Here is a 22,364-nt window from a genome sequence, read left to right on the forward strand (position 1 = left end):
ATGAAGTCGCGCGATATCGCCGAAATATTAGCCGACAGACTGGTGGAAAATGATTGAGCATTACAGGGCGAAGAATTTGCCGGTCACAATAAATTGTTAACCCGGTGGGCATTTAGAGTTATGCCGCATATTGTATTGCAGGGTGTTTGAAATAGTCTCTCACTCTCCCAGGCGTCTTCTGCAACATTCGCGTATGCCCTCGAACCTTACCTTTGAGCTCTTCAAGATTTCTAGAGGGTGAAGAACTACAAATGCCATTCTTCAGGTCACAGTTCAAATACTCATATGGATTCAACTCCGGCGAATACGAAGGCAGATAGAAAACCTCGATCTCGTCTTCATGTCGCTCAAGCCACGCTTTGACCAACTTTGCGTGATGCACCCTCAGATTATCCAGTATCAAGAAAACAGTTTTCTCGGCATCTTTTATTAATCTTTTCATGAACTTGATAAGGACACGAGCAGTCAAGTTTCCCTTATAGGTCATGAACCGCAACAATCCTTGATTGTTGATTGCTGAAATCATGTTGAGAGAAAATCTTTTTGCATTGATCTCAATTACTGGAGTCTTACCTCGTGGAGCGTAGCCACGATTATGCTGGCAGTCATTCCTTATCCCTGTTTTATCACCCCAATAAATTTCAGCATCATCCTTTTTGCGAATTTTTGAATTTCTGGATACGTGTGATCTAACCATTCCTGAACTGCCTTTGGGCCTGATTATTCAGGTGAGGCCGCTGTTTTCAAAAACAGGACCACGATTATCCGGATGGATAGTTCAGTCAGGCAGAATACAAATTGCAATCAACGACTGTTACTCCTTTGCTGTCCTCACGCAGTTCTTCATAGAGCAGTTTCGGGTTACGTTCGTATCTTTTGGAAAAGTGGAAGGGCACAAGATTGCGGACTGCAGCCTCTGTTGCAATCTGTGCGGCTGCAGTGGTGGTAAGATGCTGGGTAGCTTTTGCCCTGTCCCTGTCGCCTGCCGCAAAAGCGGTTTCACAAAACAGAGTATGCGCCCCTCTTGCCAGGCTGGTCACCTTGTACCGATTGGCTGGGGTATCTGCCATATCAGCAACATATACCAGTGTTTTTCCGGGGCGGATTGTGGCCAGTTCGGCGGCGATTTTTTTCGGTGCAAGCCCGGACTGGTCCGGCACGGAGGCCAGGAGTTCCGGTTGCTGCAACATGAGGGATTGTTTCAGGGTTGCCAGCCAGGGGCCGGGGGTGAGGCCGTACTCTTTAAGTTTGTCTCTTCGGATATTGACCGCAGGTTTTAATGTGAGTGCGTAAGCCACCGACGCAATGTTGTGGTCGCAGATTTCGGCTTTTACAGTCAGGTCGTCGTCGGCGAAGATTATGGAGTCTTCAATTATCCTGGTCGGCAGCAGGACTTTTTCCCTGCCGGGCTGCAGCCGCGCCCTTGTGAGTCTGGTGCCGTTTATCTCGGCTACCTCAAAAACCGGTCCCAGATTTTCTATCCTGTCCCAGGCGATCGCCTGAAGGAAATTTTCAATTCGCTCAATGGTATCCTCAGGACCGAAAATCAAACACGGACCGAACGGGCCTATACGGCTTCTGAGAAACCAGGGAAATCCGCCGATATGGTCCAGATGGGCATGACTCAGGAAAACCGCTTGAACCTGATGGGCGATTTTGGCCGGCAGACGGGTCGGGTTCCCGAGATCAAAGAGAAAGCTTCTTTTGCGATTGCGAAGCCGGACATGGACGAGCGGGTCTCCAAAGACACCACCCACCAGGGTGGCAAGAGCCGCTCCGACCTGGCATGATACCGGGGGAGTGTGACGTTTTTCCGATGGCGCCGACCCATGCAGTTCTGCGGGGATCCTGCTGTGAGCTCCAGTTGTCTTTTGAAACGTTATGGTCTTGAGATACCCTTGCGCCGAGCGGCATGCATCGCGGATCACAAGCGTTGCCGGTTCGGCTTTGGCGGTTCGGATCAGCTGGGTTGTCAGCTGGTAACCGACAAGCGCGAGGACTTCCCCCATGCCGACACCGTCCCCCCTGCCGTCAAGCAGTCCGAACTGTCTTCCCTTCCAGGCCTGGGGCATGGCAAGGGGCGGGGGGGTGCCGATATGAAACAGGGTGGAGATATCGAAAGACTCAGGGCTTGCCCCGGCAAGAAAATCGTTCCATCTTCTGGTTCTATCTGCTGTTTTTTCCGCCGGTGCAACTCTTCCTGCGTGAGAGGAAGGCGCAACCGGGAGAACTGGTACAAAAAGAGCGCCAAGCTCATCACTAAAAGGTATCTGGGTACCGGTATAAAGAGCCAGAATCGCATCTATCTCGAGGGCCTGGACAAAAGCGGTCACCAGTTCGGCTCCCCCTACCCCGCGGACCAACCCCGGGGAATCGATTAAAAAGTTTGCGTTGCCGTATCGTTTCACGGCGTTGTCCAGCAGTTTTTTCGCAGCCTGGATCAACGGCAATCGGAAGCGGCCGCTGTTCAGGGTACAGATCGGGAACATTGCTTTGCCGACAATCTGATCCGCTTTGGAGGCGGCGATGCAGATTGCCCCCGGAGGGCCAAAAAAAGGTGAACCGGGGTCCAGGGTCAGCAGCAACCAATTGTTTCCTTGCCGGACAAGACGGTGCAGCAGGGTGACTGCCAGGGTCGATTTACCAGTTCCCGTTTCACCCCAGAAAAATATTCTCCGGTATCTCTTTACATGACCAATCAGGGTGACGATGTCATCGTACCCGGTACGCTCAAGAAGTGGTGTCTGCATTCCGTTCTCAGTTGGTGAGGGTAATGATTGTATGGCGCAAAGTATCCCCACGCAGGGTGCTTCTTAATTATATCACGTTGGTTGTATAAAGTTTTCAAACGGGAGTGAGAAAAAACAGTCACCGAATATGAGTCGACACGATCGAACGGCACAACCTGGCTCCTTCATGGATATCGCAAAAAAACATTGACATCCGTGGTATCGATGTTTAATTCTTAAATAAGAATATATTCCTATTTAGAAAGAGGGTCATGAAAATCAAACAAAAAGAAGTTGAACAGCGGATGGACCATTTTGAGGCTGTCTGCCGTGCTGAAGGAATCAAGCTGACCCACCAGCGGATAGAGATATTTCGGGAAATTGCCCAGGCCGGGGATCACCCTGATGCGGACCTGGTCTTTCGCCGGGTCAGAAACCGTATCCCGACGATCTCTCTTGATACTGTCTATCGAACACTGTGGCTCCTGAATGATCTGGGGCTGGTGGTGACGCTTATTACCAGTCGCGGGCGGACCCGTTTTGACGCCAACCTCAGCCGTCATCACCATTTTGTCTGCGGAAGGTGCGGGTTTACTCGTGATTTTTACAGTGATAATCTTGATAATATCAGTCTGCCTGAATCGGTCGCTACGTATGGCGAGGTCGAAGCAACTCATGTCGAAGTGCGGGGACTCTGCCACCGATGCGCGGTAAAATGAGGATAATCTACAGTGGGAGGTAGCATAATGAGTGATGAAAGACAATGTCCGGTGACCGGCGGGGCCGAAAAACGTGCGGTGGCCGGAACGTCGAACAGGGAATGGTGGCCGAACCGGTTGAACCTTGACATCCTGCGTCAGCATTCTTCCAGATCGAATCCCATGGGCAAGAGTTTCAACTATGCCGAAGAGTTTAAAAGTCTGGATCTTGAAGCGGTTAAAAAGGACCTTCATAAGCTGATGACAGATTCACAGGACTGGTGGCCCGCTGATTTCGGCCACTACGGACCATTTTTTATCCGCATGGCCTGGCACAGCGCAGGTACCTACAGAACCGGCGACGGCCGGGGGGGCGGAGGAACAGGTAACCAGCGTTTTGCCCCCCTCAACAGTTGGCCTGATAACGTAAACCTCGATAAAGCCAGAAGGCTGCTGTGGCCCATTAAGCAGAAATACGGCAGAAAAATCTCCTGGGCCGACCTGATGATTCTAACCGGCAACGTCGCCCTGGAGTCGATGGGATTCAAGACTTTCGGTTTTGCCGGAGGGCGGGAGGATATCTGGGAGCCGGAAAAGGATATCTACTGGGGGATGGAGAAACAATGGCTGGAAGACCAGCGCTACACGGGAGAGCGGGATCTGGAAAATCCCCTCGCCGCCGTCCAGATGGGTTTGATTTACGTGAACCCGGAAGGGCCTAACGGCAACCCGGACCCGATAGCCGCGGCCAAAGACATCCGCGACACGTTTGGCCGTATGGCTATGAACGACGAGGAAACGGTCGCGCTCATCGCCGGGGGCCATACTTTCGGCAAATGTCATGGTGCAGGTGATGCGGCCCACGTCGGACCAGAGCCTGAAGCCGCTCCCGTAGAGGATCAGGGACTTGGCTGGAAAAGCAGTTTTGGTACCGGCAAAGGCGGCGACACCATCAGCAGCGGCCTGGAGGTCACCTGGACCAACACCCCGACCAGATGGAGCAACAATTTTTTCAGAATCCTGTTCAGCTATGAGTGGGAGTTGACCAAGAGCCCGGCCGGGGCACATCAGTGGACGCCGAAAAACGGTGAGGGGGCGGCTGCAATACCGGACGCTCACGATTCGTCAAAACGTCACGCGCCGACCATGCTGACCACAGACCTGTCGCTGCGGTTTGACCCGGGTTTTGAGAAAATCTCAAGACGCTTCTACGAGAATCCCGATGAGTTTGCCGACGCGTTCGCCAGGGCCTGGTTCAAGTTGACCCACCGTGACATGGGACCGCGCTCCCGTTATCTCGGACCGGAAGTTCCGGGCGAGGCGCTGATCTGGCAGGACCCGATCCCGGCTGTTGACCATGAGCTGATCAACGACGATGACATTGATGCCTTAAAGGGCCGGATTCTCGGTTCGGGCCTGTCTGTTTCCGAGCTGGTCTCAACCGCCTGGGCGTCGGCTTCAACCTTCCGCGGGTCTGATATGCGGGGCGGGGCAAACGGAGGACGTATTCGTCTGGCTCCCCAGAAAGATTGGGAAGTCAACATGCCGGATCAGCTTGAGAAGGTACTCGATGTCCTTAAGGGAATACAACGCGATTTCGCGAAAAAAGTGTCGCTGGCCGACCTGATCGTGCTGGGAGGGTGTGCGGCGATTGAGAAGGCCGCAAGGGATGGCGGGTATGAAGTGGCGGTTCCCTTCTCGCCGGGTCGCATGGACGCCCTGCAGCAGCAGACCGATGTCCAGTCGTTTGCAGTACTGGAACCGATTGCGGACGGCTTTCGCAACTATCAGAAGAGCGCATATTCGGTACCACCCGAGAAACTGCTGGTGGACAGGGCGCAGTTACTGACGCTCAGCCCGGTGGAGATGACGGTTCTCATCGGCGGCATGCGAGTGCTGAACACCAACTACAACAACACCGACTACGGTGTTTTTACCGATCGTCCGGAGACGCTGACCAACGATTTCTTCGTCAACCTGCTCGACATGAACATCAGCTGGAGAAAGGCGGCCGCGAGGCAGGAGCTCTTTGAGGGGTATGACCGAAACAGCGAAAAAACCAGGTGGATCGGCACCAGGATCGACCTGATCTTCGGGTCGAACTCGGAGCTTCGCGCCCTGGCGGAAGTTTATGGGTGTGCCGACTCAAGGGAGAAATTCGTGGATGATTTTGTCGCCGCCTGGACCAGGGTGATGAACCTGGACCGCTTTGATCTGTAACCCCTTGAACTGATAATTCTATGTAGCAGGGGTGAAGTAACCCCTGCTCCGTCAAGCGCCGACACCGTATTCCCGACAATTGGGACGGAAAAAAAACTTGACGGTTATATACAATTCTGATAATTGGAGCTTATTGATATAAATTTGCGATAAAATTTTTTAGAGGATTAGTAAACTTCATGGGTTCTTTCTCCACCGCCATCAGCACCATTATCGTCAACGTGGTACTAGCAGTCAGTGTGGTGGTCGTGGTCCGAAAGGTCGAAGGCGGAGTGCCATGAGGGGATAATCTGAAATAAAAGTAGTTACTTAACCCCTGTTGGCGCTTCGCCGGCAGGGGTTTTTTCGTTCCTGCCGGCAAAACTGGGGCCAACGATAAACAATCAGGAGGAAAGAGGATGCAGACCATGAATGGAGCCCAGTTGATCATCAAGCTGCTGGAGCGACAATCGATAGACAAGATCGCGGGAATTCCGGGCGGTGCCAATCTGCCCCTGTACGATGCGTTGTGCGAGTCGCAGACGATCAGACATATTCTTTGCCGTCACGAGCAGGGGGCTGGATTTCTTGCTCAGGGAATCGCCCGGGCAACCGGAGGTGCGGGGGTCTGTTTTGCGACCTCAGGACCGGGAGCCACAAACATTCTTACGGCCATTGCAGACGCCTATCTCGACTCCATCCCGGTGGTCTGCATTACCGGTCAGGTGCCCGCATCGCTTATCGGTACCGATGCGTTTCAGGAGGTTGATACCTATGGCATGACAATCCCGATAACCAAGCATAATTACCTGGTGCGCAAGGCTGAAGATCTGTTGCACATCATCCCCCGGGCCTTTGAACTCGCCCTGTCCGGCAGGCCGGGACCGGTACTGATCGACGTGCCAAAAGACGTTCAGGTTGCAGAGGTTTCCTTTGAAAAGTGGCCAACCCCGGGAAGCAGACAGGAGCAGCCGCCGGCCGATATGGAACGGTTGCGGGCGGCGGCGGATATGATCAACAGGGCCAAGCGCCCGGTGTTGTGCCTGGGCGGCGGCATCATCCATGCGGGGGCAAGCGAGGAGGCTAAAGGTCTTATAGAGAGAGGCTCCATCCCGGCGACCATGACCCTGATGGGACTGGGCTCGCTGCCGGCTGATCACTATCTCTCCATGGGTATGCTCGGAATGCATGCCGCGCGCTCAACCAATATAGCGCTCCAGGACTGCGACCTGTTCATTGCCGCCGGGGCACGGTTTGACGACCGGGCAACAGGCAAGATCGTAGAATTCTGTCCAGAGGCCAATGTTATTCATATGGATATAGATCCTGCCGAGGTTTCCAAGCTGAAAGCTGCTCATATTGGCCTTGTCGGTGATGTAAAACAGACCCTAGGCAAGCTGATTCCGCTGATTACCCCCAATGAAAGGGAAATCTGGCGAAATCAGATAGAGGTGCTGCAGGAGACGTATCCGATGACTTCACCGGAGGCCACCGTTCCAGACAAGCCGTACGGCCTCATTCTCAAGGTAGCCGAACTCCTCGATGAGGATGGGTTCGTCGCCACCGATGTCGGCAAGCACCAGATGTGGACTGCGCAGGTTTTTCCCTTTAATAGACCGCGTCAGCTTCTCACCTCCGGGGGACTCGGCACCATGGGGTTCGGACTTCCGGCGGCGATCGGTGCCTCCCTTGCCTACCCTGACAAGACCGTTGTTCTGTTCACCGGCGATGGCAGCCTGCAGATGAATATCCAGGAGCTGGCAACTGCGGTTGAGCAGGACCTCAACGTGAAGATAATCGTGATGAACAATAACTCGCTGGGGCTTGTACGGCAGCAGCAGAATCTTTTTTACCAGAAACAGATTTTTGCCTCCGATTTCCAGATAGATATCGACTTTGCCGCCATCGCCAAAGGGTTCGGCATGAAGGCTTATAATGCCGAACCGGGGTGCGATCTTGACCAACTCTTTGAGAAGGTTCTCGGCCAGCCAGGACCATGTCTTATAAATATACCGATAGCCAAGGAGGAAGAAGTCTATCCGATGGTGCCTCCAGGAGCTTCAAACAGTGAAATGTTAGGAGGGTGCAATGCGGAACAGTGCAAATAATACAATAAAAGCGCAGGGAAAAGATATGACGGTTCTGGAACTTACCGTAAACAATCATCCGGGGGTGATGTCACACATATGCAATCTGTTCTCAAGACGGGCCTATAATGTCGAGGGGATAGTGTGTATTCCCATCGGCAAGGGGGAAACCAGCAGGATGTGGCTGCAGGTCAACGAGGAAGTAAAGCTTGAGCAGATTATCAAGCAGGTAAAAAAGCAGGAAGATGTGCTAGAGGTCGAGCGTCATGACAGCGGTCATGAGGTCTTTCTGCGGCTTGCATCGGTTGTCTGAGCAGAAAGAGATTGCAGCTCAGCGACCATCTCCCTGGGATACTAAAGCAAAAGACCTCCGCCAGACATGAACTGGCGGAGGTCTTTTGCTGCACGCTTCTCAAGGTGTTCGCAGGAGGAATTGAGAAACACCAGAGAGGCGGATAAAAGTGTGATGAATCAGCCGGGGTATTTGTCGGCGATGTAGTCCTTGAGATACTTGTTTTCTACGTCTTTTTCCTTCAGCTGCGATTTGACGACGTCGCCGATAGACACCAGCCCCTTGAGTTTGTGGTCGGAGATGATTGGTACGTGCCTGATCCGGTTTTCGGTCATTATAGCCTGGATATAGTCGATGTCATCGTCTTCGGTGCCGACGATGAGCTCCGAGGTCATTACCTTGTCAACCGTAAGGTTTTTGATGTTTTCATGGTCATTAACAACCGCCATAAGAACGTCTCTTGCGGCGATAATTCCCACAATGGCATCGTTTTTATCAACTACCAGCAGAGAACCTACCCTATTGGCGGAAAAGATGGACATTGCGTCGAAAACCTTGGTGCTCTGCTCCACCGTAATGACCCTTGTACCTTTTGCCGCCAGAATATCCTTAACTTTCATATGGGTTACTCCATTTATTGTGCGTCAACGAATACTTGTGTCAGCTGACCGCTGTTTTCCTATGACTTACTGCCCAACAACTCTCTATATCATATTACGATAGGGTAGAGACCAATTGCAAATACAAAGACGACCAGCACAAAGGTGCTGATGGTCGCAAGGGGCGCGCCCTGGGTCTCGAAGCTTTCCGAAGCGTCATGGAAATACATACTGATTACCAACCGCAGATAGTACCACATGGACAGAATACTTGAGACCACCCCGAGTACCGCAAGTGCCATCTGTCCTGCAGATATGGCGGAGGTGATGATATAGAACTTACCCATAAATCCTGCGGTGGGCGGTATACCGGCCATGGACAGCAGAAAGACGGTTATGGCTGCCGCAGAGTAGGGACGAACCTTGGCGAGCCCTTTGAAATCGTCGAAGTTAACCCGTTTTTCACCGCTGCCGCCAAGATATGACATGGCAGCAAACATACCGAGGGTACCGACTGCGTAGGCCGCAAGATAGTATCCTATTACCGAACCGGTGAACTGTTCGGCATTTATCGCCACCAGGGCGATCAGCAGATAGCCGGAGTGGACGATACCGGAGGCGGCCAGCATCCGTTTTATATTGGACTGGCCGATGGCCACAAGGTTGCCGCCGAACATGGTGAGGACCGCAACCCAGAACAAAAAGTCGATCCACTGTCCGTGAAAACCGCTGCTGAGCGCGATGAAGTTGGCAAAAAGAGCGAAAACAGCAGCCTTGAGTGCAGTTGCCATAAATCCGGTGACAGGGGCCGAGGCTCCGTCGTAGACGTCAACAACCCATGCATGAAAAGGAAAGGCGGCGATCTTGAAGAATATGGCGATGAATATAAAGAATGCTCCGCCGATAAGCAGCGGTTGGCCAGCCGGGTTGGCGGCTATGAACTGGCTGATTGCGACGAATTTGGTGCTTCCGGCCCCACCATAGATAAGAGCAGCGCCCATGGTGAAAAACGCTCCGGCAAACGCTCCGAGCATCAAGTATTTGAGGATCGCTTCGGTTGCGGTGAGCCTGGTGCGGTCGTAACCTACCAGGATGTAGATACCAAGCGACATGATCTCAAGAGCGATAAAGGCGGTGACCAGCTCCTGCGCCATGGTGAGCAGTACCATGCCGCACACGCTGAACATCTTGATCGCATAAAAATCGAGTGTGCAGAACTTGTTGACGCCAAAGTAGCTGTGGCAGCTCATGGAGGTGAAGAATCCGCAGCCGAAGATGACCAGTCCCGCTGCCATCGAAAAATTTGAGGTGGCGAGCATTCCATTGAAAATCTTGTCGAAGATAACGTCCTGGGGACCGCCTCCTACAACAAGCTGGATAAAGAACGCAGCACCATAAAAAACCATACTGATAAGCGCCCCGGTTTCTACTTCAAGCTTTTCAAAGGCAGCAAGAAGCATCAGGAGAATCGCGCCGGCGCCTACGACAATGAGAGGCAGTAATGACACAAAATCTTGCATAGTGGTTACCCTGTCTTAATTCTTGTGGTTGTTTTGGTCTGAAACCGGAACCGCGGTGTCGGCTACCTGGGCCTGACTCATGGCGAATAGCTTGGCCACCTGCTGCGATGCTGCCGGCTCTATTTTCTTTATAAAGGCCTGGGGAAAGATACCCATGGCCAGAATAAGCAGAATAACCGGGAGGAAGGAAAGCATCTCCTTGGCAGTTAAATCCTGAAATTCCGCAGTCTTTTCATTTGTTTTCTCGAAGAATACCCGCTGGAACATCCACAACATGTAACAGACGCCGATAATCAGGGTGGTGCCGGCGAGAACCGCGATGAACGGGCTGAACTTCAGGGCGCCGAGAATGATAAGGAATTCGCCGATGAAACCATTGGTACCGGGAAGTCCAACCGATGCGAGCATGGCGATGGCGAAAAATGTGGCAAAGATCGGTGCACGATAAGCGATACCGCCGAGATCACCAATTTCCCGCGACTTCATTCTCTGCTCCAGCAGTCCGACGAACAGGAACAGCACCCCTGTGGAGGTCGCGTGGGCGGCAATCTGGAAAAGTGTACCGGTCAGCGCCTGGACGTTCATGCAGAACACCCCGAGGGCGATGATGCCCATATGGGAGGCCGAAGAAAAAGCCATAAGCCGCTTCATGTCCTTTTGTGAAATCGCGGCGATTCCGCAGTAGATCATGCCGACCACCCCGGCCAGGCTGAGCAGCATGGCGAAGCGGGCGAACTCGATCTCAAATACCGGGACCACGAAACGAATAATCCCGTAGACGCCTATCTTGGCCATTATGGCAGAGAGCACGAAGGTCGCCGAAGTAGGCGCCTCGGTGTAGGCGTCGGGCAGCCAGGTATGAAACGGAAAGAGCGGAGTCTTGATGGCGAAGGCGATCATGAACATGATGAACGCCAGCACTGCATATCCGCCTCCCAGATCCAGCGCGCTGAGCTGGACGATGTCAAAAGTCCACTTACCGAACTGCTGGTGATACGAGACGCCGACATAGACGAGGGCGGCGAGCATGAGCAGCGATCCGGCGATGGTGTAGATGGTAATCTTAAGCGTTGCCGCAAGCCTGTTGGCGCCGCCGTAGAGTCCTATCATGAAGAAAATAGGCAGCAGCATGATCTCCCAGAAGACGTAAAAGAGGACCATGTCGGTCGCGCAGATCGCGCCGATCATTGCTCCCTGGGCTATCAGCAGGTTGCCGTAAAATCCCTTGGTACGGGTGTCGAATACGAAGAATACCAGAGGATAGAGAATCGCAGCCGCCATGAGGACCAGCAGACTGATGCCGTCGACCCCCAGCGCGTAGTTAATGCCGAGAGACTCTATCCATGGCGTGTTCTGAACGTACTCCATGCCGGAAGTGCCGGTGAAGCCGATGAACATCTCGATCCCCATGAAAAGGATGACGATTGAGACGATCAGGCCGACCGTCCTTGCGACCTGGCCGCGTAAGGGAAACAGGACCAGCGCCAATCCTGCAAGAATTGGCAGAAAGATCATAACTGAAAGGGCGTATTCAAACATTCTTACACCTCACCTAGTTTATCGATTGAGACAAGAAGAGGCTCATAAGACTAAGCCCTATGACCATGTACAACGCGTAGACTCTGACATATCCGACCTGGAGGGCCTTGAAGCTGGTGCCCGCTTTCCTGTAGATCCAGGTAGCGAATTTGACGAAGCTGTCAGTAACGTTGGGTTCGAGAAATCTGGATATCACCGAGCCGATACCTTTAAAAGGCTGTACGAAAACGGCGTTGTAGATTTCATCCACGTAGAATTTATGGTAGCCAAGCTTGGCAAATCCAGTGAACTCAGGTTCCTCGGCACCTTGACCAAACTTCTTGTAGGCAATGGTGATACCGATGACTACGGCAACGACGCTTGCAAGCATGGCGAGGATTTCTACTCCGTGGCTCATATGCGGGTGATGCTCGGTAAGACTTGGTTCCAGCCAGGTGGAGACAACCATGTTGCCGCCAAACAGGGCAGGCAGGTTGAGAACTCCGGCAAGTGCAGCGCCGGCAGCCAGGACGATAAGCGGTACAGTCATAACCGCCGGAGCCTCATGGGCGTGGTCGTAAGCCTCCTGGTTGCGTGGAGTGCCGTGGAATACCAGGAAGATGAGGCGAAAGGTGTAGTAGGCGGTCATTGCGGCTACCAGTACGCCGATCAGCCAGATCCCGGTATGGCCGTTGGCAAGAGCCATGAACAGAATCTCATCTTTTGAGAAGAATCCGGAAAATGGCGGGAAGCCGGCAAGGGCAAGGGCGCCGATGAGCATGGTCATATAAGTCCTGGGCATCTTGTTCTTGAGGCCCCCCATCTGCCAGACATCCTGCTGGTGGTGCAGGGCGTAGATGACGGAACCGGCCCCGAGAAAGAGCAGGGCTTTGAAGAACGCGTGGGTGAAGACGTGGAAGATACCGGCGGAATAGGCCGCCACTCCGACACCGGCAAACATGTAGCCGAGCTGACTGACGGTTGAGTAGGCGAGGATCTTCTTGATATCGGATTGAAACATCCCGTAGATCGCCGAAAGAAGCGCGGTCAGTATGCCGACCCAGGCGACAATGGTTCCGGCTGTTGTAAAATGGGCGTACATGAAGCTGAACCTGGCAACCATATAGACACCGGCGGTAACCATGGTGGCGGCATGTATGAGTGCTGAAACCGGGGTCGGACCCGCCATCGCGTCGGGCAGCCAGACATAGAGCGGAATCTGGGCAGATTTACCGCAGGCACCGATAAAGAGCAGCAGACATACGGCGATGCCTACGCCGGGAGTCAGCAGGTGGGTGTTGGCTTTGAGCGAGAGGTAGTCGAATCCTCCGGACCCGATGGCCCAGAACAGTACCGACATGCCGAGCACGAACCCGAGATCGCCGATGCGGTTGACGATAAAGGCCTTGTTACCTGCCAGTACGTTTTCGGTATCTGTGGCAAAGAAGCTGATCAGCAGATAGGAGCAGAGTCCGACGCCTTCCCAGCCCACGAACATAACTACGGGACCTGATCCCAGGACGAGGATGAGCATCGATCCCAGGAAGAGGTTGAGGTAGCAGAAGAACTTTCCGAAATTCTCGTCCCCGGCCATGTACCCGATGGAGTAGATGTGGATCAGCGAACCGATGAAAGTCACGAAAAGCAGATAGAGACCGCTCAGCGGATCAACGAGAAAGGCCATGTCGACCTTGAGGTCGCCGACGGCGAACCAGGTAAACACGTTATGCGTAAGATGACGCTGATCCACCGGCAGGTCGCGGAGATGAAAGAAAACGACCAGGGCCAGGAAGAACGACAGGACAGGTCCCACGCAGGCGAGAGCTCCGTAAAGCTTCTCGGAAAAAGCTTTCCCGGTGCAAGTAAACATATGCATGAGGCCGATAACAACAGCTCCCACGAGTGGCAGCAAAGGTATCAATCCAATGTAATTAGCTGTATGTTCCATGAAATCACCCTCTTAACAGGCTGAATACGTTGGTATCCAGTTTACCCTTGTGCTTGTGAAGCAGAATAACGACCGCCAGTGCAAGCGCAGCTTCGGCTGCGGCTACCGCCATGATCATCATGGCCAGAACGTGCCCGTCCATGCTCTCGTGAAGTCTTGAGAAAGCGATGAATGCAAGGTTGGCCGCATTGAGCATGAGCTCAATTGACATAAAAACCGTAAAGACATTCCTCCTGGTGATGACACCAAGGATTCCCAGGCAGAAAAGAATAATACTGAGTATCAAATAGTCCTGAATCACTTGCCTACCCTCCTCTTACCTGCAAGAACAACGGCACCGACAAGTGTTACCAGCAGGAGTAATGAAACGATTTCAAACGGCAGCAGCCAGTCCTGAAAAAGTACCAGCCCCACCTCTTTAATACCGCCGAAACCGCTGCCGACGATTGTCGCCTCAACCCCGGGAATGGTGCCCGCAATCTTGATGAGGAAGTAGACGACCGGGATAAGAACGACGATGCCGCCGGCGGTATAGGCGAACCGTTTCTCCTCAACCGGAAGATCATTGTCCTGGATGTTGAGAAACATGATTATGAAGATAATCAGCGACATGATTGCGCCGGCGTAAACGATGAGCTGGAGCACAAAGATAAGCTTTGCTGAGAGCAGCGAATAGAGACCTGCCAGTGATATCATGGTCACTACCAGACTCATGGCCCCCCTCATCGGATGGCGAAAGAGGACGAGCCCCAAGGCGCCTAACACGGCCAGCACTGAAAATGCATAAAATAACCCCTCGGAAAACATGATATCAAGCGCCCCCTTTCTTGTAATCTTCTTCGGTAAAGGCCCCTTGTTTCGCCAGCAGGTCGTCGATGCCCATATTAAAAGACTCCCTGTCTTTTCCAGTTACCGAATAGATTCCGGTATCCATCCTGATGGCATCAAGAGGACATGCTTCAACGCAGTAGCCGCAGTAGATACATTCGAGCAGGTCAATGTTGAAGCTGACAGGCATTTTTTCCGCCTTGCCGTCCAGCCTCTCACCTGCCTGGATTTGAATACACTGTGCCGGACAGTTGGTCTGACACATGAAGCAGGCAACGCACTTGACCGACCCGTCTTCGTGACTGGTCAGCCGGTGCCTGCCCCGCCAGCGAACCGGTATTTCCGGTTTCACTTCGGGATAATGTCTTACGTAAAGTTTGGAATTATCGAGAAGGTTGCGCCAGAAATGACCGAAGGTCGTGGCCATTCCTTTGAAAATCTCGATAAGAAAAATCCTCTCCTGAAGGGTGCTTCCTCTTCTGGCTATCGTTTTTACTTTTGCTCCCATTTCATCCTCCTTTAGCTCAGAGCCACGACAACAGCGCTGGTGATGAAGATGTTCAGAAGTGCCAGCGGTAAAAGCATCTGCCATCCCAATTTCTGTAACTGATCGTATCGAAAACGCGGCAATGTCCAGCGTACCCAGATGTAGACAAAAAGCATCATTGTCACCTTGACGAGGAACGTGCATACCTGGAGAAGGGCGACGAAGATGTTGATCGTGTCACCGCCGGACTGGCACAGCAGAATTGCAAGCAGCAGCAGTTCGACTATGACGATGAGCCCCCAGAAACACCTGATGTACCACTTGGCCTCAAATGCCCGCGGGTCGTTCTCTCTCGGGTAGTGGCTGATATTGGAGCGGCGGATCCAGCCGGCGAAGTAGTACATACCGACCGGCAGACCGATCATAAGTACGAAGGCCAGCGGCTTGGCAATGGTGATAAGGGTCTTGGTAGCCAGGAACGGGATCTGGTAGCCGCCGAAAAAGAGAGTGACTATCATCGCGCTTGAGACAAAGAGCGCCACATATTCACCCATGAAGAAGACCGCGAATTTCATGGCGCTGTATTCGACATGGAAACCGGCGACGATTTCACTTTCACCCTCTGCCAGGTCGAAGGGGGTCCTGTTGGTCTCGGCAAATGCGGCGACTACGAAAATAACCAGCGCAAGCGGCTGCAGGATAGCTCCCCACATCGGTATGAAACCGAACAGCAGCTCCCCCTGAAATCTGGCGATTTCATTGAGGTTGACAGTTCCGTACACAATCAGAAGGCTTACAATGGCCAGTCCCATGGGGATCTCGTAGCTGATCACCTGGGCAGCGGAGCGAAGTCCGCCAAGAATACCGTACTTGTTGGTCGACGACCAGCCGGCAAGGATGATCCCGTAAACCGAAAAACCGGCAAGGGCCAGGAACCAGAGAATGCCGATGTCAATCGGAATACCCTGCATGATGTAGCTTTTTCCGTTGATCACAAGGGTATCGGCGAAGGGAACTACCCCGAAGGAGACAACCGCCGTGAAGAAGACGATGATCGGTGCAAGCACGAAGAAGAACTTGTGCTTGATGTGCGCCGAGATGATGTCTTCCTTGAAGATCAATTTTGCCGCATCGGCGAGATTCTGCACCAGACCGGCGGCGCGGAAACCGAATATGTTGGCTCTGTTGGGACCTGAGCGGTCTTGGATAAAACCTGCGCCTCTACGTTCCATCCATACGCAGACCGCGATAAAGCAGAGCGGCACAAAGGCACTGAACGCGACCCGGATGGCAATCATTAAAATATCAAGCAGTGACATTTGCAGCCTCGCTATCGTTTAGATTCAATCCTTCTGCCGGGATATCGGCAGGTTGATATTCACTGAGCGCCCCTATGGCCCGCTGCAGCTCTGCGTACGCCTGTCCCGCGTTCTGCAGAGGACTGCCGAGCTCTGCGGCAATTGCACACACATCGGGAAGCTCATTGTTCTTGGTTACGGCCTTGGTAAAGTGCTGCAGAACATTGTCGCAGTTAATAACCGTACCTGCGTATTCCGAGTAGGAACTGATCGCCAGGGCAAAATGCGCCTGACCGGTGAGTTCATCGTCGTGAGTGGAGCAGGCTATCGTTCTGGTATCACCAAGCAGCGATCTGATTCCACTCTCATCGTAAGACAGGCTCAGGTCGTTATTGAAATTGATGAGAAGCTCGGCATCGGCCATCGCCTCCTCGAAGCTCTTCCTGGAGGAATCGATGCCGAGGATTTCAAGCCCCTTGCGGTTTGCCGCCTTATCATCGCTTATCAGGTAATCATCGCCGTCGCCGGTCTTGATATATCCGTCACTGAAGCCGGAGAGGGTGGCACCGAGCTTTTCCGCAAGCGCCTTGACGCTTACCATCTGTTCCAGGCTCAAGTCAGGGGAGACGAGAACAACGGTTTTGCGGCTGTGGGCAATTTCCTTGTTGCAACCGGTAATGACGTCGAGCATGTCACGCTCGTTTTTACCGAGGCGGAACTGGGTGAGCCTCCCTTCATTTTCCCGTCTATAGCTCAGGCGTCCGTCGTTACACATGAAATACCCGTTGACCTGCTGGTTCAGGCGGGGCCTGAACCGGTAGATGATGTCGTCCTGGTATTTCTCGCGGTTATGGTCGATTGTGATGGAGCACCCCTTGGCGCATCCGTGGCAGACGGAAGGAACTTTTTTCAGGAACCAGACCCGCTGCTTGAAGCGGAAGTCGGAGCTTGTCATGGCACCGACCGGGCAGAGGTCAACCACGTTGAGACCGTAACGGTTGTCAATCGGTCGGCCCGGGAAGATATTTACCCTCGCGGTGTCGGTCCTGTTGATGATGCCGAGCTCGCCGGTCTTGGTAATCTGCCGGAGGAACCTGACGCAGCGGCCGCAGACTATGCAACGTTCCTGGTCGTGGACTACACCGCCGCCAAAGTCAAGTTTCTTGCTTTTGGTGACCTGGGGAACAGTCATGCGGCTGTCCTTGCGGTCATAGCCCATGTAGTAATCCTGCAGCTTGCACTCGCCAGCCTGGTCGCAGACCGGACAGTCGATGGGATGGTTGATCAGTTCGAACTCCATCACATCGTGCTGGATTTTCCTGATATGTTCAGCATCGAGCAGAACCTTCATCCCCTCCTGCGCAGGGGTCTTGCAGGCGGGCACCAGGGGCGGCCCTCCTTCTTCAAGTCCAACCAGACACATTCGACAGTTACCGTCGGCGCCGAGGGCCGGGTGGTAACAGAGGTGAGGAATCTCGATGCCTACGGCAGAGACGGCGTCAACCAGGTTTTTGCCCGATTCAACCTCTACCTCTTCTCCATTTACAAAAAGTTTAATCTTGTCAGCCATTGGATGCCCTATTCCTATTTCGCTTCCGCAACTGATGATTCATCAGCTGTGACATATGCCTCAAATTCGTGTCTGAACTTGTCCAGATAGCTGCGCACCGGCATGGTACAGGCAGCTGACAGGACACAAACAGTCTTCATCTCAATATTATCGCAGAGCTCACGCAACAGATCGACATCGCTCATGGTGCCTTCTCCGTCGAGAATCTTCTGGGTAATCTTTTTCATCCAGCCCAGTCCCTCCCTGCACGGGGTGCACTGACCGCATGACTCGTGATGATAAAAGTTGATCAGGTTCTTGACCAGTTTCACTATGTCGACTGTCTCGTCCAGGACGACAATTCCGCCGGAGCCGAACATGGTTTTATGCTGCGCCATCGATTCATAATCGAGGGTAACGGTCTTCGCCTCTTCAGGGGTGAGCACCGGCGTCGAACTGCCGCCGGGGATAACACCCTTGAGTTTCCTACCTTTCCAGACTCCTCCCGCTACCTTTTCGAGAACCTCGAGCAGGGGAAGTCCCAGGGGCAGTTCGTACATTCCCGGTTTTTCAACATGGCCGGATATGCCAAACAGGTGGGTGCCCGGACTTTTCTCGGTACCGTACTGCCTGTATGCGTCCGCTCCGTTTTCGATGATGTAGGGCAATGAGGCGATACTCTGGACGTTGTTGATGATCGTCGGACAATCGTAGAGACCTGCCACTGCAGGAAACGGCGGCTTGGACCGCGGCTGTCCTTTCTTGCCTTCGATGGATTCGAGAAGAGCGGTTTCCTCGCCGCACACATAAGCTCCGGCACCGCGGTGAACGGTAACGTCGACCCTGAAGTCGTGGCCGGCGACCTTGTCACCGAGATACCCGGCTTCATACGCTTCATCAATTGCCGCCTGGAGCTCCTTGACCTGGGTGGTATACTCGCCGCGGATATAGATGTAGGTGTCATGGGACCCGATGGCATAGCTGCAGATGATGATCCCTTCTATCAGCATGTGCGGGTCTCTCACCAGGATATATCGGTCTTTGAACGTTGCTGGTTCGGACTCGTCGGAGTTTACCGCGAGATATACCGGCTTGCCGGTATCCTTCGGCAGGAACCCCCATTTTACGCCGGAGGGAAAACCTGCGCCGCCACGGCCCCTGAGGCCGCTTTTCTTGACCTCTTCGATAACATCAGCCGGTTCCATGGAAAAGAGCCTGTCGAGGTTCGCATAGGCACCGTGCTGTTTGGCGACCTCGAGTTTGTTGGCACCTTCGATGTCGAACTTGGCACTGAGAATTTTGACTTCCATATTCGTATGTCTCCTATTTCAGTGTCGCCAGGAGCGATTTGAATTTTTCCACGTCCATATTCTCATGGAACTCTCCGTCTACCTGGACAACAGGAGCAGTGCCGCAGTGACCGAGACATTCAACCTCTTCAAGGCTGAACTTGCCGTCTTCGGTCTTCTTTCCGGGAGTGAGACCAAGCTCGTCCCGCATATAGTCGATAATTTCCTGCTTGCCGCGAAGCCAGCATGACAGAGTCCTGCAGACGCAGATGTGGTGCTTGCCCATGGGATGGAGGTTGTACATGGTGTAGAATGTTGCCGCCTCATACACCTTGCTGGCAAATGTTCCGATCCTGTCAGCGATATAGGCAATGGCTTCCTGACTGATCCATCCTTCCTGTTCCTGGGTCAACCACAGTGCGGGAAGGATCATCGATTCCCTGGTGGGATAACGCTTCACCAGTCGTTCAAATTCAGCATCCCTCTCCTTGTCGAATTGGAATGGCTCTCCAGTAGAAATCAGTTGTGAACGATCGCTCATCTGTCCAACTCCCCGCCAATGATATTGATGCAGCTGAGGTTGATGATCGCGTCGGCGATCATGTTGCCCTCAACCATTTTGTGGAACGCTCCCATGACATAGAAACAGGGAGGTCGTACTTTCAGTTTGTAGGGTCTTCCCGAACCGTCCGATACGAAGTGGAAGCCAAGCTCGCCGTTGGCTGCCTCGAAAGAATCGTACCATTCTCCCGGAGGCGTCTTGACCCCTTCGAAAATCAACTTGAAGTGATTTGCAAGCCCCTCGATGTTGTTGTAAACTTGGGCTTTCTCCGGCAGGACAACCTGGCTGTCCTTGATATTGACCGGACCTTCGGGAATCATCTTCATCACCTGGCGGAGGATGCGGACCGACTGGACCATCTCCTCGAACCGGATCATGAACCTGTCGTAGACATCGCCCTTGGTACCAATGGGAACATCGAAATCAAAGGCTTCGTAATTGTAGTAGGGAGCGTCCTTACGCATATCGTAGGCTACCCCGCTCGCCCGCAGGGTGGGGCCGGTGAGGCCGTAGCTCAGTGCGGTCTCTGCAGGCAGTACGCAGACTCCCTGGGTACGGTCGTGGACGATGCGGTTAGTCTGCACCAGTTTGAGCGCGTCGCCAAAGCCCTTCTCGATATCAACAAGCTGTCTTTCCAGGTCTTCTTTCCAGCCGTCATAGAAGTCGCGGTACATTCCCCCTATACGGGTAAAGGAGCTGGTGAGACGGGCTCCGGTGAGACGGCTTATGAAGTCGTAGGCCGCTTCCTTTTCGTTGTAGAGGTACCAGTAGTTGGTCAGACCGCCCATGTCGACCAGGGCCGCGGCAAGGCAGACGAGATGGTCTAGTATACGGTAGAACTCGGTGAGCACCACCCGCATAAACTGGGCCCGCTCGGTAATCTGTATTCCAAGCCACGATTCGACCGCCTTGACGTAGGCGATGTTGTTGATCATGGAAGAACAGTAGTTCAGCCTGTCGGTCAGCGGTACGATCTGGTTGTAGGTCCTCTGTTCCGCAGTTTTTTCGAAACCTCGATGCAGGTAGCCTATCTCGTTGACGTTGGCGAGGATGGTTTCGCCGTCAAGTGCGGTAAGAATCCTGATAGCACCGTGGGTCGCAGGGTGAGACGGTCCGAGGTTGAGATACATTACCTCGGTGTTGATGTCTTTCATGGTGGCTTCGTCGATACCCTTATCCGCCAACCGTGCGCGTATCTGCGGCTCAAGACTGTCTGTCTCGTAAAGGACCTGCCGCTTGTCGATGGGATAATCCTTTCTCAGCGGATGTCCTTCAAACTGGCAGTGGTTGAGTATTCTCCTGAGATCTGGGTGACCCTGGAAATTAATGCCGTACTGGTCGTAGGTCTCGCGCTCTCCCCACCTGGCTGAATCCCACAGCGGGACTGCGGAAGGAACACCAGCCTCGGGGTCGCTGACAAGAGCCCTGACCTGAACGAGCAGGTTGTCCTGCCAGTTCTTGATGGTGTAGACAACCCGGAACCGTGCCCCCTGCGGAGTCGGGTAGTCCAGGTAGTCGATGGCGGTCACGTCAAGCAGGAGTCCGCAATTGAAATCTTGGTCGTTTTTGAGCCGGGTCAACGTATCCTGCAGCTTCTCAGGCTGAACATCAACGACCACATAGTTCAGTACTTGACTGCAGGTCGCATCGGGAAATGCGGCCCGGATTTTTTCTAGAGCTGTCGCATTCATATCAGTCGAGAATCCCCTTGAAGTCTTTATGGCGGTCTACGAGTACGCTTTCGCCTTTTATCTGATCCTGAAGCTTTATCAGTGCATCAAGGATCGCTTCAGGTCTGGGAGGGCAGCCTGAGATATAAATATCCACGGGAATGATCGAATCAATCCCCTGAACGGTAGAATAGTTGTCGTAAATACCACCCGAACACGCGCAGGCACCAACAGAGACAACCCACTTGGGGTCGGGCATCTGCTCGTAGATCCTCTTGAGTACCGGAGCCTGCTTGTAAGTAACCGTTCCACAGACCAGGAGAAGGTCCGCCTGACGAGGGGAGAACCGGACAACCTCCGCGCCAAAGCGGGAAATGTCGTGCTGGCTCGCCGCTGCGCTCATGAATTCGATCGCGCAACATGCCGTACCAAAAACAAACGGCCACAGTGAATACTGTCGGCCCCAGTTGATGACTTCATCAAGTTTGGTGGTGATGACGGTGTCGCCGAGATTTGCTTCTAATCCTAACGCCAATTTAGCACCCCTTTCTTAAGTATATAGATGAGTCCAGTAAGAAGCAGCAGCATAAATACCACCATTTCTGTAAATCCGAACCAGCCGAGTTCACGCACAGCGACAGCCCATGGATACATGAAAACTGCCTCGATGTCGAAAATAAGAAAAAGAATGGCCAGCAAATAGAATTTGACGCTGAATTTCTGGTCTACCGCTCCGATTACCGGTCCGATGCCGCTCTCGTAGGCCTCGTTCTTCATCTTGCCTTTAGACCGCGGCCCGAAAATTGTCGTGGCGATCATTCCGCATGGAACGAGTGCCGCAATCAAAATAAGAGCCGCAGCTGAGTAAAACAGTTCCGATGACATTGTATCCTCTCTCACTGCTAATTTGCATACATGTGGCGTTGACCTGCCACTGATAACCTACCCAAAAAAATGAATGCATATTCATTAACAGCCGATTCCCGGTTGTGTCAAGGAATAATTTTTCATGACCGATTAAGTTCTTACGTTGTCACAGAACTTTGGCCCTAGCTGTGCGGGTGGGAAACAGGGGGCTTGATTGCAGTCCG

Annotated in this window: 20 protein-coding genes; 4 read left to right on the top strand and 16 right to left on the bottom strand. The window is 53.2% G+C overall.

Annotated features, from left to right (window positions below; genetic code table 11):
* Positions 1-118 precede the first annotated feature (118 nt).
* Complete coding sequence (locus BLQ17_RS15920; RefSeq protein WP_092224622.1) at positions 119-697, bottom strand: IS630 family transposase; 579 nt, start codon at positions 695-697, stop codon at positions 119-121.
* Between the two features lie 85 nt (positions 698-782).
* On the bottom strand, positions 783-2,750 hold the full coding sequence (locus BLQ17_RS15925; protein WP_092224624.1) for a Clp1/GlmU family protein: 1,968 nt from the start codon (positions 2,748-2,750) through the stop codon (positions 783-785).
* A 251-nt stretch (positions 2,751-3,001) separates the two neighbouring features.
* On the opposite strand from BLQ17_RS15925, the gene BLQ17_RS15930 reads away from it, so the two are divergent.
* The 4 genes from BLQ17_RS15930 (at position 3,002) to ilvN (ending at position 8,026) form a co-directional block, all read left to right on the top strand.
* Positions 3,002-3,448 carry a Fur family transcriptional regulator gene (locus tag BLQ17_RS15930; protein ID WP_092224626.1) on the top strand — a complete coding sequence of 149 codons (447 nt, stop codon included), beginning with the start codon at positions 3,002-3,004 and terminating at the stop codon, positions 3,446-3,448.
* Positions 3,449-3,475: 27 nt separating this feature from the next.
* On the top strand, positions 3,476-5,647 hold the full coding sequence (katG, locus tag BLQ17_RS15935) for a catalase/peroxidase HPI (RefSeq protein ID WP_092224628.1): 2,172 nt from the start codon (positions 3,476-3,478) through the stop codon (positions 5,645-5,647).
* Positions 5,648-6,045: 398 nt separating this feature from the next.
* Positions 6,046-7,734: an acetolactate synthase large subunit gene (gene ilvB, locus BLQ17_RS15940; RefSeq protein WP_092224630.1), complete on the top strand. Its 1,689-nt coding sequence runs from the start codon at positions 6,046-6,048 to the stop codon at positions 7,732-7,734.
* Positions 7,715-8,026 (top strand): acetolactate synthase small subunit, encoded by a 312-nt coding sequence (gene ilvN, locus BLQ17_RS15945; RefSeq protein ID WP_092224632.1) that lies wholly within the window; start codon positions 7,715-7,717, stop codon positions 8,024-8,026. Before ilvB ends, ilvN begins: the two co-directional genes overlap by 20 nt.
* 158 nt (positions 8,027-8,184) lie before the next feature.
* On the opposite strand, the gene BLQ17_RS15950 is transcribed toward ilvN, so the two are convergent.
* The 14 genes from BLQ17_RS15950 to BLQ17_RS16015 all read right to left on the bottom strand — a co-directional run bounded on the left by BLQ17_RS15950 (position 8,185) and on the right by BLQ17_RS16015 (position 22,158).
* Complete coding sequence (locus BLQ17_RS15950; protein ID WP_092224634.1) at positions 8,185-8,625, bottom strand: CBS domain-containing protein; 441 nt, start codon at positions 8,623-8,625, stop codon at positions 8,185-8,187.
* A gap of 89 nt (positions 8,626-8,714) precedes the next feature.
* Complete coding sequence (locus BLQ17_RS15955; protein WP_092224636.1) at positions 8,715-10,124, bottom strand: NADH-quinone oxidoreductase subunit N; 1,410 nt, start codon at positions 10,122-10,124, stop codon at positions 8,715-8,717.
* A 15-nt stretch (positions 10,125-10,139) separates the two neighbouring features.
* Entirely contained in the window at positions 10,140-11,663 is a 1,524-nt protein-coding gene (locus BLQ17_RS15960; RefSeq protein ID WP_092224638.1) for a complex I subunit 4 family protein, read from the bottom strand.
* Positions 11,664-11,676: 13 nt separating this feature from the next.
* Entirely contained in the window at positions 11,677-13,590 is a 1,914-nt protein-coding gene (gene nuoL / locus BLQ17_RS15965; protein WP_092224640.1) for an NADH-quinone oxidoreductase subunit L, read from the bottom strand.
* 4 nt (positions 13,591-13,594) lie between these two features.
* Positions 13,595-13,891 (bottom strand): NADH-quinone oxidoreductase subunit NuoK, encoded by a 297-nt coding sequence (gene nuoK, locus BLQ17_RS15970; protein WP_092224641.1) that lies wholly within the window; start codon positions 13,889-13,891, stop codon positions 13,595-13,597.
* Positions 13,888-14,397 (bottom strand): NADH-quinone oxidoreductase subunit J family protein, encoded by a 510-nt coding sequence (locus BLQ17_RS15975; protein WP_281180549.1) that lies wholly within the window; start codon positions 14,395-14,397, stop codon positions 13,888-13,890. Before BLQ17_RS15975 ends, nuoK begins: the two co-directional genes overlap by 4 nt.
* Before the next feature lie 4 nt (positions 14,398-14,401).
* On the bottom strand, positions 14,402-14,926 hold the full coding sequence (locus BLQ17_RS15980; RefSeq protein WP_092224643.1) for a NuoI/complex I 23 kDa subunit family protein: 525 nt from the start codon (positions 14,924-14,926) through the stop codon (positions 14,402-14,404).
* A gap of 11 nt (positions 14,927-14,937) precedes the next feature.
* The gene (locus BLQ17_RS15985; RefSeq protein WP_092224645.1) at positions 14,938-16,224 is read right to left on the bottom strand and encodes a complex I subunit 1/NuoH family protein; all 1,287 of its coding nucleotides are present in this window, start codon (positions 16,222-16,224) and stop codon (positions 14,938-14,940) included.
* On the bottom strand, positions 16,211-17,773 hold the full coding sequence (locus BLQ17_RS15990; RefSeq protein WP_092224647.1) for an NADH-quinone oxidoreductase subunit G: 1,563 nt from the start codon (positions 17,771-17,773) through the stop codon (positions 16,211-16,213). The genes BLQ17_RS15985 and BLQ17_RS15990 overlap by 14 nt, the downstream gene beginning before the upstream one ends.
* Before the next feature lie 14 nt (positions 17,774-17,787).
* The gene (gene nuoF, locus BLQ17_RS15995; RefSeq protein WP_092224649.1) at positions 17,788-19,062 is read right to left on the bottom strand and encodes an NADH-quinone oxidoreductase subunit NuoF; all 1,275 of its coding nucleotides are present in this window, start codon (positions 19,060-19,062) and stop codon (positions 17,788-17,790) included.
* Positions 19,063-19,075: 13 nt separating this feature from the next.
* Complete coding sequence (locus BLQ17_RS16000) at positions 19,076-19,582, bottom strand: NADH-quinone oxidoreductase subunit NuoE family protein (RefSeq protein WP_092224651.1); 507 nt, start codon at positions 19,580-19,582, stop codon at positions 19,076-19,078.
* Positions 19,579-21,294, bottom strand: a complete 1,716-nt coding sequence (locus tag BLQ17_RS16005) for an NADH-quinone oxidoreductase subunit D (RefSeq protein WP_092224653.1) — start codon at positions 21,292-21,294, stop codon at positions 19,579-19,581. The genes BLQ17_RS16000 and BLQ17_RS16005 overlap by 4 nt, the downstream gene beginning before the upstream one ends.
* Position 21,295: 1 nt before the next feature.
* The gene (locus tag BLQ17_RS16010) at positions 21,296-21,808 is read right to left on the bottom strand and encodes an NADH-quinone oxidoreductase subunit B (RefSeq protein ID WP_092224655.1); all 513 of its coding nucleotides are present in this window, start codon (positions 21,806-21,808) and stop codon (positions 21,296-21,298) included.
* Positions 21,799-22,158: an NADH-quinone oxidoreductase subunit A gene (locus tag BLQ17_RS16015; RefSeq protein WP_092224657.1), complete on the bottom strand. Its 360-nt coding sequence runs from the start codon at positions 22,156-22,158 to the stop codon at positions 21,799-21,801. The genes BLQ17_RS16010 and BLQ17_RS16015 overlap by 10 nt, the downstream gene beginning before the upstream one ends.
* Positions 22,159-22,364 lie beyond the last annotated feature (206 nt).

The sequence above is a fragment of the Desulforhopalus singaporensis genome (genome assembly GCF_900104445.1).
Taxonomy (GTDB): domain Bacteria; phylum Desulfobacterota; class Desulfobulbia; order Desulfobulbales; family Desulfocapsaceae; genus Desulforhopalus_A; species Desulforhopalus_A singaporensis.